We start from the raw sequence: 17,355 nt of genomic DNA, 5'->3' as shown, positions 1-17,355 counted from the left end.
GTATGACACGGGTCGCCTTGCTCTTGTCCGATCCGCCGCAGTCATGCCGCTTGCCTGTAGGCTGTCTGAGAGGCCGATTGGTGCGCGATCACGGGCAGTCTGTTCAGGAAATACGAGAGGCAATCTTGCTCTTTGTCCGAGCCGTCTTCCGGTGGCCATCGCCCTGGAAGCTGGTATCCGGAGAAGCCGTTGACGCTGGTTGCGAGATTGAACCGCGCCAGGTCGGGCAGGGTCTTTTCGGCCAGCCAGGCGTTCCATTCATCGACCTGTCTGGTCTGAGCCGTTGGCAGGACGACGACGGGAATGGAGCGACGGAAAGCCGCCTTCGCGCGCGCCTCACGCGGGTTAGGTTTTTTATTTATTTCTTTCTCTTTGTTTGGTGGACAGATTTGACCGCCTTTGCCGGACACATCTGACCGCCTTTCGGGACAGATCTGTCCGCCTTCAGAAGAGGCAAGGGGGACAGATTTGTCCGTCTTTTCTCGAAGCTCTGAAGCCTTTAGGATCGAGGCGTCGGTAGGGCAATACTCCGTATTGTGCCCGACGCCATTCCCGCGTTGAACGCTGAGCCATTCACCGATTTCCAGATCTCGGATGGCCCGCTGGATGGATTTGACACTCTTGCCGGTTGCTTCGGCAATGGTCTTGTAGGACGGCCACGCCTTCTCGGTGTGGCCGTTCACATGTGCGGTCACGATATAGAGCGCAATGCACTTGGCATTGTCATTGATATTGGCATCACAGCTCAGCAGTCTCAGCCACTGAAGCTTAACTTCCCGGAATGGACGGCGCTCAGACATGTGCGCCTCCCTGGAACGATGTCGCTACCTGCAGATGAACTGAGGTCGTGGCTGGGGAGAAAACGCGAACAAAAGTCGTTTCTCGTACATACTGCGAACAATGCTCGATTAGAGCAACGCGCAGAATTGTATAAGCTATTGAATTTTCTGCAGATTTTTGGCGCACCCGACAGGATTCGAACCTGTGACCTCTGCCTTCGGAGGGCAGCGCTCTATCCAGCTGAGCTACGGGTGCTCTTCGCGCGCGCAAGGGCTGCGCGGCGGATAGAGGGGTCTGATACAAGATCCGGCGATCCGGGGCAATCGCTTTCTGAAATTTTGGACAAGATATCGGCGGGGTTGTCGGGGCTGGATGAACGTCGGGTTATCTGCGCACCTGTTGGTGATTTTTGGGGGCTCGAGCCTGGCTGGTCAGGGAGAAACTGGCCGAAGAAAGAAGGGCGGGTGTCGTTTGATCCGGGAGCGCGAGGAAAAAATGGCCGTAGAGGTGATAGGGCGGCGGGGCTTGTGCGTAGGAAGGCCAGGACCGGAAAAAACAGAGCCCCATGACCGAGACCAACCACTGCCGTTCGCTTGTACTTGTGTTGGGAGACCAGCTGAGACTTGAACTGTCCAGCCTCAAGCGGGCCGATCCGGCCCACGACAGGGTTCTGATGGTCGAGGTGATGGCAGAGGCCACTTATGTACGCCATCACAAGAAGAAGATTGCCTTCCTGTTCTCCGCCATGCGCCACTTCGCCGAAGAGCTGAAGGAAGCCGGCTGGACGGTGGATTACGTCAAGCTGGATGACCCTGACAACAGCGGCAGCTTCAAGGGCGAGGTGAAGCGGGCCTGCGAACGCCTGCGGCCACAGCGGATGGTGGTTACCGAACCCGGCGAGTGGCGGGTCTTGGAGGATATGCGCTCCTGGTCCGACGCTTTCACCCTGCCGGTAGAGATCCTTACCGACACGCGGTTCTTCTCAGCGGTGGCGGATTTTCGGGCATGGGCGGACGGACGCAAGCAATTGCGGATGGAATATTTCTACCGCGAGATGCGCCGTTCCACCGGCCTGCTGATGGACGGTGACAAGCCTGCGGGCGGCAAATGGAACTATGATGCAGACAATCGCAAGCCCGCGCAGCCGGACCTGTTCATGCCAGAGCCGAAACGCTTTGAGCCGGATGCAATCACGCGAGAGGTGCTGGACCTGGTCGCCAGTCGATTTTCCGGGCACATAGGCGATCTTGAGCCATTCTGGTTCGCGGTGACCCGCAAGGACGCGGAAGAGGCCTGTGAGCACTTCCTGGCCGACATGCTGGCCGATTTCGGAACATATCAGGATGCCATGCTGAGCGGCCGGAAGTTTCTGTTCCACTCGGTCCTGTCGGCCTATCTGAACGCCGGCCTGCTGGATGCCAAGGTGTTGTGCCGGAAGGTGGAAGAGGCATGGAAAGACGGCAAGGTTCCGCTCAATGCCGCCGAAGGATTCATCCGGCAGATCCTTGGCTGGCGGGAATATGTGCGCGGCATCTACTGGCTGAAGATGCCGGACTATGTCGACAACAACACACTTGGCGCCGACCGTCCGTTGCCCGATTTCTACTGGACCGGACGGACACGCATGCGCTGCCTGTCGGAAGCGATCGGCCAGACCTTGGAAGAAGCCTATGCCCACCACATTCAAAGACTGATGGTGACAGGCAATTTCGCCCTGCTGGCCGGCGTCAGGCCAAAGGAAGTGCATGAATGGTATCTGATGGTCTATGCCGACGCCTATGAATGGGTGGAGGCGCCCAACACCATTGGCATGAGCCAGTTCGCCGATGGCGGGCTTCTCGGCTCCAAACCCTATGTATCGAGCGGCAATTATATCGACCGGATGTCGGACTATTGTGGCGCATGCTCTTATGACGTGAAGCAGAAGACCGGCCCGAAGGCCTGTCCGTTCAATGCGCTTTACTGGGACTTTCTGGACCGCAACAAGGAGGTGCTCAAGGGCAATCCGCGGCTCGGTCAGCCTTACGCGTCCTGGGCCAGGATGGGGCCGGAAAAACAGCAGCTACTCAAGGAAAGTGCTGCGGACTTCCTGAAACGTCTACTTGAGGGGGAGGAGGTCTGAAAGTGGCTCGTCCGCGTAAGCAAACGCAGAGGCTATCGAGGGCTGTTTCGAGCCGGTTACGGCGGGATGAGGAATGTTACAAAAAAAACGCGCAGCCGTTAGACTGCGCGAATAAAGTTACTGTGCACGTGGCCCCATCGACCACGGCGGCAACTCTAGCGGCATCTTTCTCGATTGTCATTACCGTAAAATATTTTATTTTTTGATTCACTGTAATGCGACTGATCGTTATTCATACTGAGTCATATATGAAATAATGTGTCGTACAAATTAATTCATTAAATTCAGCGCTTTAAATTTGTCATACAATTTGGAGGCGCCGTTGCGGCAAGGAAATATTGTCTTTCCTGCCGCAAATTTATTGGCAAATTTGCTTATATTCGGAAGATATTTTCCCGGTTTTGCTGGAAAGTTTTACGCGCGTGATGCCTCTGCGGACAAAACCGAGCTCTTTTGCTGCCGCCCAGGTCACATCTATAACACGGCCCTTGGCAAAGGGGCCCCGGTCGTTGATACGCACCGTGACGGTCTTTCCGTTGGCAAGATTGGTCACATCCACCAGCGTACCGAAGGGCAGGCTCCTGTGGGCTGCGGTCAGCCGATTGGGATTTGCACGTTCACCACTGGCGGTGGTGCCGCCGAGCTTGTACCAGGACGCTTTCCCGCATTGTTGATAGACGCCCGCCTGAGCACCGCTGACGACACCTGCTGCTGCAAGCAAGGCACCCGCCAAGGCAACGCGCGATAAATGCCGCGCGAAGGTAATTCTCTTCATGATAGTCCCCCTGGGGCAAGTGAGCCCGCCCCGATCGATCTTGAACACAGTTTCGTGACGACGCTCGTAACATTCCGTAGCGGCGCCTTTACGTCGTGAGGGTGATCAAAATGTGGCAGTTTTCGGGATAAATGAGGCGTTAGTATAAAATAAACATAAAATTTTAAATACATTTGAAAGAGTCGCATTAATTTTTGATTTACTATAAAAATTCTAAGAGTTGTGGGTAGTTTTTCTGTTTCGGTTTTGCCAACTGAACTGTGTTAGTAATTTTTACATAGGAGCGGCGCATGTGTGTATTGATTAGCGCCATTTTAACGGCAATTTGAAAGGGCGGTCTGGTGCAAGTCAGCCATCGGTTCTTAAGCGACCGGCTGGAACAATCCGGTCGTGCGGAAAATAATAATCTTACAGGCTTCCACACGTCCCTGCTGGAGGTTCTTCCCCATGCTGCGGCCTACGTCGCGCAGGATGGCAGCGTCCTTGTTCACAACAAGCAAATGAAGGCGCTTTGCGCCGCAAAAGGTGTCTTTCCGGTGCCGGTCAGCCTGCCGTCGCTTTTGTCGGAAACCAGTTGGCGGCGGTGCGAGGCGGTTCTGTCGGCGGCCTTCAGCGGCGTTCCCGCGCAGGCGAGCGGGGCCATCGTGCTGCAGTCGGGCGAAACCTTCTGCCACCACATGATTTGCACATCCTTTGTCTCCCTCTCGGGCGAGCGCCAGGCCGTCCTGGTGCAGTTCGATCTGGAAGAACACGGCCAGGACGAGATCGTTACCCTGCCAGAGCCGGCGCGAAATGAAATCCGCTCCGCGAAGTCCGCAAGAGATCTCGATCTTCTGGAGCATTTTCCGGACGACGTTCTTGTGTTCGACGGTTCCGAAAGCCCCGACGAAATGGCGGGAAAGCTGCTGAAGCTGATCAACAGCGACTATGAAGTGGACCTCTTGGCCGAAGCCCTGGAAAATCTGGAAGGCGAACTGCCGCAGACCTTCTATATTCCGGAAAACCGAAGCTTCCAGGCAGCAGGTTACGTGGCTGATCGCCAGATGTGCGAAGTACGGCTCGTTCCCATTCCCGGTGCGGTGAAAAGTAAGCCGGGCATCGGTGCCTCCATGGCGGTTATCCGGCGCAATGTCGACTGCCCCCAGGAAACCGCCGAAAACAGGCGCCTGGCGTATCTCGACCCGCTGACCGGCCTGGAGAACCGCCGTGCCTTCACCAAAGCCTTGAAACGCGAGTTGACCCGGCTTGCCGCAGAAGATGAAATCGGCCTTGCCGTTCTTTATATCGATCTCGACGAGTTCAAGAAGGTCAATGATCTTGGTGGCCACGACGCGGGTGACGACATGCTCCAGCGTGTCGCGGCTTGCCTGCGCCTGACCTTGGGTGAATTCGGTACAGCCGCCAGGATCGGCGGCGATGAATTTGCCGGCATGGTGCCGGTGGTCAACGAGGAAGCCGCTCTCGATATCGCCGAGGAAATTCTGGCCGGTTTTGACCGTATCCGCCTGGAGGTGGGGGACCGGGTGTTCACCATTGGCGGGTCCATCGGTGTGGCGTTCCTCGACAGCAATGTGAAGCTGCGTGAAGGCGATGCGGCAGCTCTACTGGGGCTGGCCGACCGGGCATGTTTGCGCGGCAAGCGATTTGGCGGCCGTTCCGTGCAGGTTCATTCGGTGCAGCCGCAGGACTGCGAAGGGGCGGGTGGTGAGCTGGCGGATCTACCCGAGCCGGGAAGTTTCCGTGGCAACGAGCTGACGCTCTACGCGATGCCCATCGTCTGCCTGAAGCGGAACAGGGCCTGCGGTTCTGAAATCCTTCTGCGCCTGCAGGGGGATCGTGCCCGGGGCCTGTCTTCACGTGCCTGGATCTCGGCTGCCGAACGCTCCGGTTTCATTGCACAGGTGGATGCCTGGACGCTGGACAAGGTGCTGGACGCGGCAGAGCGCAATCCCGACCGTACCATCCTGACGATGAACGTCTCGGCTGAATCCGCCCGCGATCCGGTCTTCCGTGACGGGCTCTATCATCGTTTGTCGGTCAATCCGCTGCTGGCATCCAAGCTGTGTCTTGAAATCGCGGAAAAGGATTTCCTGCGAGAGCCGGCGAGCGTTCAGGCGTTTTTCAAGTTCGTGAATGAACTGGGGTGCCAGACCGCCATTGACGATTTTGCCGGACACTGGCCGGTTCTGTCGCGGTTGACCAACCTGCGTGTCGAATGGTTGAAGCTTGAATCGAGCCTCACTCAGCAGGTGGTGGAAGAGCCCGCCAAGGCGGCCATCCTGAACGGGCTGGTTCGCGCGGCGCACGAACTCGGCATCAAGGTGATCGCCAAACATGTTGAAACGGCGGAAGAGGCCAGTCTGCTGAGGGAGCTCGATATCGAGGCGGCACAGGGCTTCTTCTTCGGTCGGCCCGAACCCTGGCCCGGCGGTTGAGCGAAATCTGAGATCGTAAAAAAAAGCGGCGCAAAGCGCCGCTTTTTTGTTTGTTTTCCAGGGCCTTAGATGTCGAGGTTGGCCACGGCCAGGGCATTTTCCTGGATGAATTCGCGCCGCGGATCGACCTCGTCTCCCATCAGTTTGGTGAAGATGTCGTCGGCGTCGTCCGCCTCGCGCACCTTCACCTGCAGCAGGGAGCGGACATTCGGGTCGAGCGTCGTTTCCCAGAGCTGTTCCGGGTTCATCTCGCCGAGACCCTTGTAGCGCTGCAGCGAGATACCCTTCTGGCCGGCGGCGTAGATCTGGTTCAGCAAGGCGCGAGGCCCCCGAATTTCCGTCGAGATATCCTTGCGCCGCAAGACAGCGGCCTTGCCGTAGATCTCGTTCAGATGGGCTGCATGTGCTGCAAGACGGCGTGCGTCCGTGGAGCCAAGCAGGGCAGCGTCAATCGTTGCGGCTTCCTGCACGCCGCGAACCATCCGTTTGAACACAAGGCTGCCATCGTCCCGCGCTTCGCCGGTCCAGCCCCGTTCGAATTCGTCTGCCAGGATGTCCATCCGGCGGGCGATATAGGCGGCAGCTTCCTCAGCCTTGCCCTGATCGTCCAGGATTTCCGGTGTCAGCGCACCCGCAATCGCGGCCTGTTCGACAACATCGCGGTTGTAGCGTGAATGCAACCCGTCGAAGATGTCGGAAATGGTCCGTGCGGTTTCGGCGACGGCACGAAGGTCCTGGCCGGTGCGAACCTCGCCATTGGCAAGCGTCAGCGAAGCTTCGTCCAGACCCTGTCCGATCAGATAGTCTTCCAGCGCCTTCTGGTCTTTCAGGTACTGCTCGGACTGGCCGCGCTTGACCTTGTAGAGCGGTGGCTGAGCAATATAGATGTAGCCGTTTTCGATCAGCTGCGGCATCTGGCGGAAGAAGAACGTCAGCAGCAGGGTGCGAATGTGCGCGCCGTCCACGTCAGCATCGGTCATGATGATGATCTTGTGATAGCGCAGCTTCTCGACGTTGAATTCTTCCTTGCCGATGCCGGTTCCAAGCGCCGTGATCAGCGTGCCGATTTCGTTCGAGGACAGCATCTTGTCGAAGCGTGCCCGCTCCACGTTGAGGATCTTGCCGCGCAGAGGCAGCACGGCCTGGTTTTCGCGGTGACGGCCCTGTTTGGCCGAGCCACCCGCGGAATCACCCTCCACCAGGAAGAGTTCGGCCTTGGAGGCGTCGCGCTCCTGGCAATCGGCAAGCTTGCCGGGCAGGGAGGCGATGTCGAGGGCGCCCTTGCGGCGCGTCAGTTCGCGTGCCTTGCGGGCGGCTTCACGCGCGGAGGCCGCTTCCACCACCTTGGAGACGATCGTCTTGGCCGGCGCGGGGTTTTCCTCAAGCCATTCGCTCAGGATCTGCGAGATCAGGTTTTCGACCACCGGACGCACTTCGGAGGAAACCAGCTTGTCCTTGGTCTGGGACGAGAATTTCGGATCCGGCACCTTGACGGAAAGAACGCAGGTCAGGCCTTCGCGGCAGTCATCGCCGGAAAGGTTCACCTTTTCCTTTTTCATCAGGCCGGTTGCTTCCGCATAGCCGGTCACCTGCCTGGTCAGCGCAGCCCGGAAACCGGCAAGGTGGGTACCGCCATCGCGCTGCGGAATGTTGTTGGTGAAGCAAAGCACATGTTCATGATAGCTGTCGTTCCACCACATGGCGGCTTCGACCGTGATGCCGTCACGCTCGGCCCGCATGTTGATCGGCTCCTCGATCAACGGATGTTTGGCACGGTCCAGATAGCGCACGAACGCTTCCAGGCCACCTTCGTAGAACAGCTCCTCGACCTTGTCCTCAACGCCGCGCTTGTCCGTCAGGATGATGCGGACGCCGGAGTTCAGGAAGGCCAACTCGCGCAGCCGGTGTTCCAGGGTGCTGAAATCGAACTCGGTCTTGGTGAAGGTTTCCGGTGACGGCAGGAAGGTCACCTCGGTTCCTTTTCTGCCGTTGGCCGGACCAACCACCTTGAGCGGTGCCTGGGCATCGCCATGGGCGAAGGTCATGGAGTGTTCTTCGCCGTTGCGCCAGATGCGCAGTTCCAGCTTTGTCGACAGCGCATTGACCACGGAAACGCCCACGCCGTGCAAGCCGCCGGAGACCTTGTAGGAGTTCTGGTCGAACTTGCCGCCCGCATGCAGCTGGGTCATGATGACCTCGGCAGCCGACACGCCTTCTTCCGGGTGCAGGTCCGTCGGGATTCCGCGGCCGTTATCGGATACCGTAACCGATCCGTCCGGATTGAGCGTCACGGTCACGTGGTCGGCATGGCCGGCCAGCGCTTCGTCGATGGCGTTGTCGACCACCTCGTAGACCATGTGGTGCAGACCGGAGCCGTCATCGGTGTCGCCGATATACATGCCGGGCCGCTTGCGCACGGCATCGAGGCCCTTGAGGACCTTGATGCTGTCGGCGCCATATTCGGCACCGCCATTGGTTTCGGGGGTCGGGCTGCTCTCAGGCGTGGACGTGTCGCTCATGCGAATCAATCACCAATCGATTTATCTTTTCCACCCCCGTTATACGGGGTTCCGGCGGGGGTTCAACCACGTGCCGGCCATAGCCAAGCCAGCGAAGGGATTCTGGTGGAAAACCATAAGATTCCGGCGGATTTAAGGGGCCTCGCCTCGCTTCAGCAGGCGGCCCTGGTGCTCCCGGATCTCAAACACTTCGGCTTCCGCCGGCAAAGCCTCGAAAAGGGCCTCGTCCGTACCGGTCATGAAGACCTGTCCGCCAAGGGAATCCAGCTTCGAAAACAGGGCCGAACGACGGTCGGGATCGAGATGCGCGGCGACTTCATCAAGCAACAGGACAGGCGTCATCCCCGACACCTTTGCCGTCAGTTCGGCATGCGCAAGGATAAGGCCTATCAGTAGCGCTTTCTGTTCCCCGGTCGAGGATTGCGAAGCCGGCATCGCCTTGGCCGCGTGGTGAACGGTGAGATCGCTCAGATGCGGTCCGTTGAGCGTGCGCCCGGCGGCCCGGTCGCGGTGTCGGCCGTCCTGCAGCATCTGGCGGTAGCGATCCTCCCGGTCGGAGGCGCTCAAACCGGCGGTTTCCGCCTCGAAGGCACCTTCAAGGGAAACCGAAGCATGGGGAAACGGCAGGTCCTGGGCTGCCTGGCCGGCGATCATCCGGCTGAGCAGATCAACGGTCTCTGCCCTGGCGATGGAGACGGCGGTGCCGAGCTCGGCTACCTGCTGTTCCAGCGCGCTGAGAAAGGCATCGGAGCCACCCTGATCGAGAAGGCGATTGCGCTGACGAAGGGCGTTTTCGAAGTCGCTGACCCGGCGGCCGTGGGTCGGGTCGATCGCCAGCGTCAGCCGGTCAAGAAAACGGCGACGGTCGGAACCCGGGCCGGTGAACAGCCCGTCCATCGACGGCACGAGCCAGAGCACCCGCATGTAGTCCAAAAGACTTTCCGAGCCGCGAACTTCCTCGCCGTCGATACGCACCTTGCGTCCGGAGGTGCCGGCCACCAAACCTGTACCGATTTTGGTTTCGAACCCATCCAATAGAACTGTTGCGGCAACACTCCAGCTGCCATCGCCGTCGTTGCGCGCTATGTCGGCAAGGGCCGCCCGGCGCAGGCCGCGGCCGGCAGTCAGAAAGGATATGGCTTCCAGAATATTGGTCTTGCCGGCGCCATTGGGGCCGACGAAGGCGACCATCCTGGCCGCCATCGGCAATGTCAGCGTGCTGTAGTTGCGGAAGCCGGTCAGCGACAGACGGGTCAGCCGCGCCGTCCGGTAATCTGTCATGACCCCACTTCCGCTACTGATTGGGCGTGCCGGCTAGATCAGACCCGCATCGGCATGAGAACGAACAGGCAGTCGTCAACCGTGTTGTCCTGAATGAGGGTCGGCGAGCCGCTGTCCGCCAGACGGAACAGGGCCGTGTCGCTCGACAGCTGGTTGGCAATGTCGAGCAGGTAGCGGGAGTTGAAGCCGATTTCCAACGGATCGGCATCATATTCGACGGCAAGTTCTTCCGTCGCGCTGCCCGAATCCGGGTTGTTCACGGTCAGCACCAGGCGACCTTCGGTCAGCGACAGCTTGACGGCACGGCCGCGTTCGGAGGAGATCGTCGACACGCGGTCGACAGCTTCCTTGAACTCGTCCCGGTCGACGCGCATTTCCTTGTCGTTGTTCTGCGGGATCACCCGGCCGTAGTCCGGGAAGGTGCCGTCAATCAGCTTGGACGTCAGGATGACGGAGCCGGTCGTGAGGCGGATCTTTGTATCGGAAAGCTCGATCTGGACGTTGGCTTCCGGGTTCTCGAGCAGTTTCTGGATCTCGCCAACGGTCTTGCGCGGCACGATGATACCCGGCATGCCGGCCGAACCGGAAGGCGCCGGCACTTCTGCCTGGGCCAGACGGTGGCCATCTGTGGCAACAGCGCGGAACTGGAGACCGGAGCCCGCGTCTACCGTGTGCAGGTAGATACCGTTCAGATAGTAACGGGTCTCTTCGGTCGAAATCGCGAACTGGGTCGCGTCGATCAGCTTGCGGATATCGGCGCCGGTCAGTGCGAAACCGTGACTGAAGTCGCCCGCGGTCAGGTCGGGGAAGTCGGTTTCCGGCAGCATCTGCAGGGTGAACTTCGAGCGACCGGCGCGGATTTCCAGCGTGGCGTTGTCGCTTGTGGTTTCCAGAACCACCTGCGAGCCTTCCGGCAGCTTGCGAACGATGTCGTAGAACATGTGTGCCGGAACCGTGGTCGCGCCTGGCAATTCAATCATGGCCGGAACGCTTTCGACGATTTCCAGATCGAGGTCCGTAGCCTTCAGGTTGATCGCGCCGCCATCGGCGCGCAGAAGAACGTTCGACAGGATCGGAATGGTATTCCGGCGTTCGACCACGCGGTGAACATGGGTCAAGGACTTGAGGAGGTCGGTCCGCTCGAGGGTCGCTTTCATACTCTCGTTCCGTACTCATGAAGCGCCTGGCTGAACTGCCGGGCTGATTGAATATTCTTGGCTCCGGTGTGGAGCGGGGTGGACGACACTGCCCTTAACCGGCTCCAAAAGCAAGGGGGCGTTCTGCCCGAACGCCCCCAATTTTGGTAGAATATCGTGTATTTTAACCTTGGTTTAGCACGATCCGGGATCAGGCTGGCGGATGCCCGTTTGAATTCAGGCAGACATCCGCAAAAGGCCCGTTTCCGAAGTTTGCCGCCTCAGGCGTCAAGCATGCGCTTGAGCAGTTCCAGCTCCTGCGCCAGGGCATAGTCGGCACGCGCCATTTCCTCGATCTTGCGGACAGCGTGCAGAACCGTTGTGTGATCCCGGTTGCCGAACCGGCGACCGATTTCCGGCAGTGAGCGCGGGGTCATCACCTTGGCAAGATACATGGCGATCTGGCGCGGGCGAACGATGGTCCGGGTACGCCGGGCCGACAGCAGATCCGCCTTGGTGACATTATAATGCTTGGAGACCACCCGCTGGATGTCCTCGATCTTCACCCGGCGCGGCTCGCTGGAGCGAACCAGGTCGCGCAGGGTCATCTCGGCCATTTCCTGCGTGATCGGCTGGTTGGTCAGCTGGTTGTGCGCGATCAGCCGGTTGAGCGCGCCTTCAAGGTCGCGGCCGGAGGAGGCAACATGACGCGCGACATAATCCAGCACACCTTCCGGAACATCGAATTGCGGGTAGGTCTTGCGGGCCGTATCGACGCGTGTGGCCAGGATGTTCCGGCGCAGTGCGAAATCCGGTTCCTGAATACCGACCACCAGACCGCCGGACAGGCGTGAGCGGACACGGTCGTCGAGAGTATCAAGTTCGGAAGGCGCGCGGTCTGCGGCCACGATCACCTGGCGGGCCCCGTCGATGAGGGCGTTGAGGGTGTGGCAGAACTCCTGCTGCACCTGCTTGCCGTGCAGGAACTGCATGTCGTCAATCAGCAGAAGATCGATCGTGCGCAGGTTCTCCTTGAAGGCCAGTGCGGACTGGGACTTCAGGGCGGCAACGAATTTGTACATGAAGTGCTCGGCCGTCAGGTAGAGCACCTTGCGACCGGACGCCCGGGCCTTTGCGGCCACGGCCTGCATCAGGTGGGTCTTGCCCAGACCGACGGAGGCATGCAGGTAAAGCGGATTGAATGTGACCGCGCCGCCGGCGGCAACCTGCCGGGCCGCAGCCAGGGCCAGATTGTTGGACTCGCCTTCGACAAAGGTCTCGAATGTGTATTTCGGATCGAGCGCCGCACCTTGCAGGACGTCACGAGCGTTGTCCGAGCTGGTCTCACCTCGGCCGAGAGCCGCGGTTGCCGCCTGGGCCCGGGTTACCTGTGCCGCGTCGGAAAGTGCGTCGGAGCGGGTTTCTGCAGTCGCCGGCTTGCTGCCCTGGGGTGCTGCGAGGCTCGGCTTGGCAATCGGGGCCTGACGTGGGCGGATTGCGCCGCGTACCGTCAGTTCGATGCGATGAACGTTGTCACATTCACGCTGCCAGAGGCCCATCAGCTGATCGTTGTAATTGTTCTGAATCCACTGCTTCAAAAACCGGGTCGGAACAGACAGACGAACGGTGCCGTCCTGATGTTCCTCGAGGTCTACACGTGCAAACCAGCTGGTAAAAACATCATCGCCCAATTCTGCGCGAAGCTGCTTCTTCACCCGTTTCCACTGTTCGGAGCCGCCTGCCTCCTGAACCTGCATGTTATCTGCCTCCTGTAAATGTGAAGAACAGTCCGCCACAGCCGTTCTTCGACGCCTTGCTGCTTTTGCAGCATTATAATGTCCCTTTTGGGACGGTTATTTATATGGCGAAGGAAAATCTCCCTTCACCTGACCCTGTCGATGGGCAGGGTAACTAACTTTGAATCCAGGGCAATCCGGCGGCCTTCCAGCCGGACTGGGTCCCACGGTGGCCATCCGGGCCGAGTGGGCCCTCGAAACCATCGGAGATATTGAAGCACTGCGTAAAGCCGGCCTGCGTCAGGGCGATCGCAGCTGCTTGGCTCCGTGCTCCGGAGCGGCACAAGAAATAGATTGGCGCGTTCCGGTCAAGTCCTTTTTTGACCAGAACATCAGAAACCGATTCCGCGAATGCCGGATTGGGTCCGGTCGACGGAAAGCTCTGCCATTCGGCCAGGATCGGCTCCTTGCCGAGCGGACGAAGGTCCGGCACCCCGACAAAGGACCATTCGGCCTGTGTGCGCACGTCGATAAGAGTTGCTTCCTGCTGCCCGGCAAGGCCGTCAAAGGCCTCCTGCGAAGTCACGTTTCCTGCATATCCACCCTGAAATTGCAAAGCCGCCCCCTTCAATAGCGTGACGCTATTGATCAAAAGTATTCTTCAAGATTTTCTTGAGAAAGAAGTAGGTTACTTCAGGCTAAATGCCTGAGTGTTCGAATACGCTAACGTATTCATTCCGTGAACTGGATTTGATGTGCTCAGCGATGGTCCGGTTTAACTTTTTCATTGTTTTCCAAGCACCGTTTTTAAGTTGGTCGCTGGTCTTACCCGCCAGCCGTATTGTTAATATACAGACCGCGACCGAAGGGGCAACAGCGGGTTTTTGCGAATGGCGGAAAGTGCTGGTTTCTCCCCCCGCGTCACTGTGTTTTTGGCCCCTGCTGGCGAGCGAGCAAATGTGTTTTACCGCAATGACTTTTCGCTCTGAAGCGCCCTGTCACATTTCAAAAACAACAATTTCAAAAAAAATTTCGGAACTGATAGCTTGACTCGTATCGAATCCGGATTGATCGCCTTCTCTCAATGGTACATGTGCGTAAATATCTGAAAAATAAACGTTTTTCCTGACACTATTATACTCGGTAGAAATTGCAATATTGCGCGTATGAGTTGTCAAATTTCGTCATCCACAAAATTGCGTGGCTAAAAAAAACCCGGCACTGTGGCCGGGTCTTTTTAACGGTCGTATGACGGGTCGGTTACGCGCTGAGTGCCTTGATACGGGCATTGAGGCGGGAAACCTTCCGGGAGGCCGTGTTGGCATGCATCGTGCCTTTGCCGGCAGCACGCATGATTTCCGGCTGCGCAACCTTGAAGGCTTCGTTTGCAGCGGCCTGATCGCCGGAAGCAATTGCTTCCTCAACCTTGCGCAGGAACGTGCGCACGCGGCTGCGACGGTCTTTGTTCGTGGCCGTCCGGCGGGCAATCTTGCGGGCCGCCTTCTTGGCCGATGGTGTGTTGGCCATGGGCTCTATCCTGATCGGTAATTGGGACTAGTGTCCGGTGGCGATCGGGACAAGGGAGCCAAAGCTGCAAGACCCGATCAAAAAACAACGGCGGCGGAAAACCGCCACCGATTGGGCGCTGCTTATAATCGCGCTTTCGGACGCCGTCAACGGCTTTATCGTTGAACGCCGTAGTTTATTTGTTCCGGAACTGCGGCGTACGTTTTTCGGTGAAGGCGCTCATGCCTTCGTTCTGGTCTTCCAGGGCAAAGAGGGCCTGGAACACGCGCCGTTCGAAGCGGACGCCTTCCGACAGGGTGGTTTCATAGGCCCGGTCGACACTTTCCTTGGCCATCATGACGACAGGCAGAGAGAAATCGGCGATCTTTTCAGCCGCTTTCAGCGCTTCTTCAAGCAGGTCGTCCGCCGGAACGATACGGCTGACGAGACCGCTGCGCTCGGCTTCTTCCGCGTCCATCATGCGGCCGGTCAGCACCATTTCCATGGCTTTGGACTTGCCGACGAACCGCGTCAGACGCTGGGTGCCGCCGGCACCCGGAATAACGCCGAGCGTGATTTCCGGCTGGCCGAACTTGGCCGTGTCCGCGGCAATGATGAAGTCGCAAAGCATGGCCAGCTCGCAGCCGCCGCCAAGCGCATAGCCCGCCACGGCGGCGATGATCGGCTTGCGGTTGCGCGAAACCCGGTCGAAGGGCGTGATCAGGTCCGTCTGATAGGCGGACGAAAAATTGTGCGGCTGCATTTCCTTGATGTCGGCACCGGCGGCAAAGGCCTTTTCCGAACCGGTGATGACGATACAGCCGATCCGCTCGTCCGCATCGAACCCGTCAAGCGCCGTGCCGAGTTCGGCAACCAGGGCCGAATTGAGTGCATTCAAGGCTTTTGGCCGATCCAGAGTGATCAGACCGACTTTTCCGCGTTTTTCGACGCGGATGTTCTCATATCCCATGTTGCCCGCTCCCAGTGCTGGAAACCGCGCCGGGCCGGATGACCAGGTCTTTCTCGAGCCCGGCTCCTGGTGCCTGCGGTTTCCTGGACGTGTACTTCACCGGCAATGCCTACCCGAGGTCGGGCGGGTCTGGCAAGCTTGACCGATAGGACAAGTCAGCTCTGGCAGGCCGGGCAGTGGAAGGTTGACCGGTTGGACTGGACCAGCCGGGCGACGGTGCCCTTGCAGCCTGGTGTCCGGCAGGCTTGGCCTTCGCGGTCGTAGACGGCAAACGAGTGCTGAAAGTAGCCAAGTGTGCCGTCTGCCTGGGTGTGATCGCGCAGCGAGGACCCGCCCGCCCGGATGGCGTCTTCCAGGGTGGCGCGGATATTGGCGGCCAGTTCTTCCGCCTTTTTTGTCGGCTTGCCTGTTTTCGTCACCAGCGTGCCGGCAGCCCGTTCCGGGCTGAGCCCGGTGCGCCAGAGCGCTTCGCACACATATATGTTGCCAAGGCCCGCAATCAGTTTCTGGTTGAGCAGGGCCGCCTTCAGCGGTGTCTTCCGGCCATTGAAAAGCCGCGCCAGTGTTTCGCCGCCAAGGTCGTTGCCGAGTGGCTCCAGGCCGAGCTCACGGAAAAAGGGATGGTCTGCGAGCACGGGACGGGCAATGAGATCCATGAAGCCGAACCGGCGCGGGTCGTTGTAGACGATCCGGGCTCGCCCGCCGTCAACGGTCTCCAGATGGAAGACGACGTGGTCGTGTTTCGGGTCCTTGCTGCGCGCATGGGCAAAGGCACCTGGCGTATCCTCGGAAAGATCGTTTTCGATCCGGAACGATCCAGACATGCCAAGGTGCATGACCAGAACATCGCCGCTGTCGACATCGCCCAACAGGTATTTCGACCGGCGCGACAGCACGGTCAGCCGTCGTCCGGTCAAGCGGTCGGCGAAACCGTCCGGAAAAGGAAAGCGCAGATCGGGCCGGTTCTGGTCGACCTTGGCAATCAGAGCCCCTTCGAAAGTGGGGGCAAGGCCGCGCTTGACGGTTTCGACTTCCGGGAGTTCGGGCATGAGAGGTCTGGTATCCGCTGTCATGGCAGGCTATAGGCCTGCGGCATATGGTTTTTGGTGGCCGGCACAGATAGCGCTTGCCAATGGCTTGTACTATGGTCCGGCGCACTTTGAAGATAGTTTCGAAACGGCAATCCGCCAGCTCTTTCAACAGGTGGCTTGTCCAACGGGTAAGAAGTGATCGAACCCGCCGCCGCCCGGCAGTCTTGGCGCGGCGCGGGGTGATCTTGGAGGCGCTTTCATGACGCAACAGGCACAGGGGCATTCGGCCAGGTCGAACCGCGCACCGGAAGAAATGCCGACCAGTTTCGGCTTTACCAAGGTTGCCGAAGGGCAAAAGCAGGCGCTGGTGGACGATGTGTTTCACAAGGTTGCCGAGCGCTACGACCTCATGAACGACCTCATGTCCGGCGGCCTTCACCGGGTCTGGAAGGACGCCATGGTCTCGTTCCTGGCACCGCCCAAGACAGCTGCCTCCAACTGGCGGCTGCTGGATGTGGCCGGCGGAACCGGCGACATCGCCACCCGTGTGGTTCGCCGGTCCAACGACACGGCCCGTGCCGTGGTATGCGACATTAACGAAAGCATGCTCGGCGTCGGCCGCGACCGGGCCGAAAAGGCCGGTCTGTCGGATCTCATTACTTTCAGCCAGGGCAATGCCGAGGAACTGCCGTTTCCCGACAAGAGTTTCGATGCCTATACGATTGCCTTCGGCATCCGCAACGTCCCGGATATTCCCAAGGCGCTGCGGGAAGCGCGCAGGGTCCTGAAGCGGGGTGGCCGCTTCATGTGTCTGGAGTTCTCCGAAGTCGACGTGCCGATGCTCGACAAGGTCTATGACACCTTTTCCTTCAACGCGATCCCGGCCATGGGCCGCTGGGTAACAGGGGACGGTGACCCTTACAAGTATCTGGTGGAATCGATCCGCAATTTCCCGAACCAGGAACGCTTTGCGGACATGATCCGCGAAGCCGGGTTCGAGCGTGTCGGCTACCGCAACTATTCCGGCGGTATCGCCGCCCTGCATTACGGCTGGAAACTCTGAT

General features: G+C 59.2%; 13 protein-coding genes and 1 tRNA gene. 3 read left to right on the top strand and 11 right to left on the bottom strand.

Annotated elements, in window-relative coordinates; translation table 11 throughout:
• Positions 1 to 41 precede the first annotated feature (41 nt).
• Both FIV03_RS04210 and FIV03_RS04205 read right to left on the bottom strand, forming a co-directional pair.
• The gene (locus tag FIV03_RS04210) at positions 42 to 800 is read right to left on the bottom strand and encodes a helix-turn-helix domain-containing protein (protein WP_152508762.1); all 759 of its coding nucleotides are present in this window, start codon (positions 798 to 800) and stop codon (positions 42 to 44) included.
• Between the two features lie 158 nt (positions 801 to 958).
• Positions 959 to 1,035: transfer RNA gene (locus FIV03_RS04205), tRNA-Arg, on the bottom strand.
• 310 nt (positions 1,036 to 1,345) lie between these two features.
• On the opposite strand from FIV03_RS04205, the gene FIV03_RS04200 reads away from it, so the two are divergent.
• Entirely contained in the window at positions 1,346 to 2,902 is a 1,557-nt protein-coding gene (locus FIV03_RS04200; protein WP_152508761.1) for a cryptochrome/photolyase family protein, read from the top strand.
• A 358-nt stretch (positions 2,903 to 3,260) separates the two neighbouring features.
• Here FIV03_RS04200 and FIV03_RS04195 read toward each other — a convergent pair whose 3' ends face one another.
• Positions 3,261 to 3,677 carry a septal ring lytic transglycosylase RlpA family protein gene (locus FIV03_RS04195; protein ID WP_152508760.1) on the bottom strand — a complete coding sequence of 139 codons (417 nt, stop codon included), beginning with the start codon at positions 3,675 to 3,677 and terminating at the stop codon, positions 3,261 to 3,263.
• A 341-nt stretch (positions 3,678 to 4,018) separates the two neighbouring features.
• On the opposite strand from FIV03_RS04195, the gene FIV03_RS04190 reads away from it, so the two are divergent.
• Complete coding sequence (locus tag FIV03_RS04190) at positions 4,019 to 6,112, top strand: GGDEF and EAL domain-containing protein (protein WP_152508759.1); 2,094 nt, start codon at positions 4,019 to 4,021, stop codon at positions 6,110 to 6,112.
• Between the two features lie 65 nt (positions 6,113 to 6,177).
• Here the strand turns inward: FIV03_RS04190 and gyrB are convergent, their stop codons facing one another.
• From gyrB to mutM, 8 genes are all read right to left on the bottom strand, one after another.
• A complete protein-coding gene (gene gyrB, locus FIV03_RS04185; protein ID WP_152504884.1) occupies positions 6,178 to 8,631 on the bottom strand; it encodes a DNA topoisomerase (ATP-hydrolyzing) subunit B in 2,454 nt (817 codons plus the stop codon).
• Positions 8,632 to 8,763: 132 nt separating this feature from the next.
• Complete coding sequence (recF, locus tag FIV03_RS04180; RefSeq protein ID WP_152508758.1) at positions 8,764 to 9,912, bottom strand: DNA replication/repair protein RecF; 1,149 nt, start codon at positions 9,910 to 9,912, stop codon at positions 8,764 to 8,766.
• Positions 9,913 to 9,950: 38 nt separating this feature from the next.
• Positions 9,951 to 11,069, bottom strand: a complete 1,119-nt coding sequence (dnaN, locus tag FIV03_RS04175) for a DNA polymerase III subunit beta (protein WP_077291059.1) — start codon at positions 11,067 to 11,069, stop codon at positions 9,951 to 9,953.
• A gap of 260 nt (positions 11,070 to 11,329) precedes the next feature.
• Positions 11,330 to 12,805 carry a chromosomal replication initiator protein DnaA gene (dnaA, locus tag FIV03_RS04170; RefSeq protein WP_075281739.1) on the bottom strand — a complete coding sequence of 492 codons (1,476 nt, stop codon included), beginning with the start codon at positions 12,803 to 12,805 and terminating at the stop codon, positions 11,330 to 11,332.
• Between the two features lie 154 nt (positions 12,806 to 12,959).
• Positions 12,960 to 13,370 carry a rhodanese-like domain-containing protein gene (locus tag FIV03_RS04165; RefSeq protein WP_152508757.1) on the bottom strand — a complete coding sequence of 137 codons (411 nt, stop codon included), beginning with the start codon at positions 13,368 to 13,370 and terminating at the stop codon, positions 12,960 to 12,962.
• 674 nt (positions 13,371 to 14,044) lie between these two features.
• Positions 14,045 to 14,311, bottom strand: coding sequence for a 30S ribosomal protein S20 (gene rpsT, locus FIV03_RS04160; protein ID WP_022999146.1), 267 nt, complete (start codon positions 14,309 to 14,311; stop codon positions 14,045 to 14,047).
• Positions 14,312 to 14,486: 175 nt separating this feature from the next.
• The gene (locus tag FIV03_RS04155; RefSeq protein WP_022999145.1) at positions 14,487 to 15,260 is read right to left on the bottom strand and encodes an enoyl-CoA hydratase; all 774 of its coding nucleotides are present in this window, start codon (positions 15,258 to 15,260) and stop codon (positions 14,487 to 14,489) included.
• Positions 15,261 to 15,415: 155 nt separating this feature from the next.
• On the bottom strand, positions 15,416 to 16,309 hold the full coding sequence (gene mutM / locus FIV03_RS04150; RefSeq protein WP_152508756.1) for a bifunctional DNA-formamidopyrimidine glycosylase/DNA-(apurinic or apyrimidinic site) lyase: 894 nt from the start codon (positions 16,307 to 16,309) through the stop codon (positions 15,416 to 15,418).
• 295 nt (positions 16,310 to 16,604) lie between these two features.
• Here mutM and ubiE point away from each other — a divergent pair, with 295 nt between their 5' ends.
• Complete coding sequence (gene ubiE / locus FIV03_RS04145) at positions 16,605 to 17,354, top strand: bifunctional demethylmenaquinone methyltransferase/2-methoxy-6-polyprenyl-1,4-benzoquinol methylase UbiE (protein ID WP_031268716.1); 750 nt, start codon at positions 16,605 to 16,607, stop codon at positions 17,352 to 17,354.
• Position 17,355 lies beyond the last annotated feature (1 nt).

It is taken from the genome of Labrenzia sp. THAF187b, from assembly GCF_009363375.1.
Classification (GTDB): Bacteria; Pseudomonadota; Alphaproteobacteria; order Rhizobiales; family Stappiaceae; genus Roseibium; species Roseibium algicola.
The sequence above is the reverse complement of the archived record's forward strand: the minus strand, read 5'-3'. Positions and strand labels throughout refer to the sequence as shown.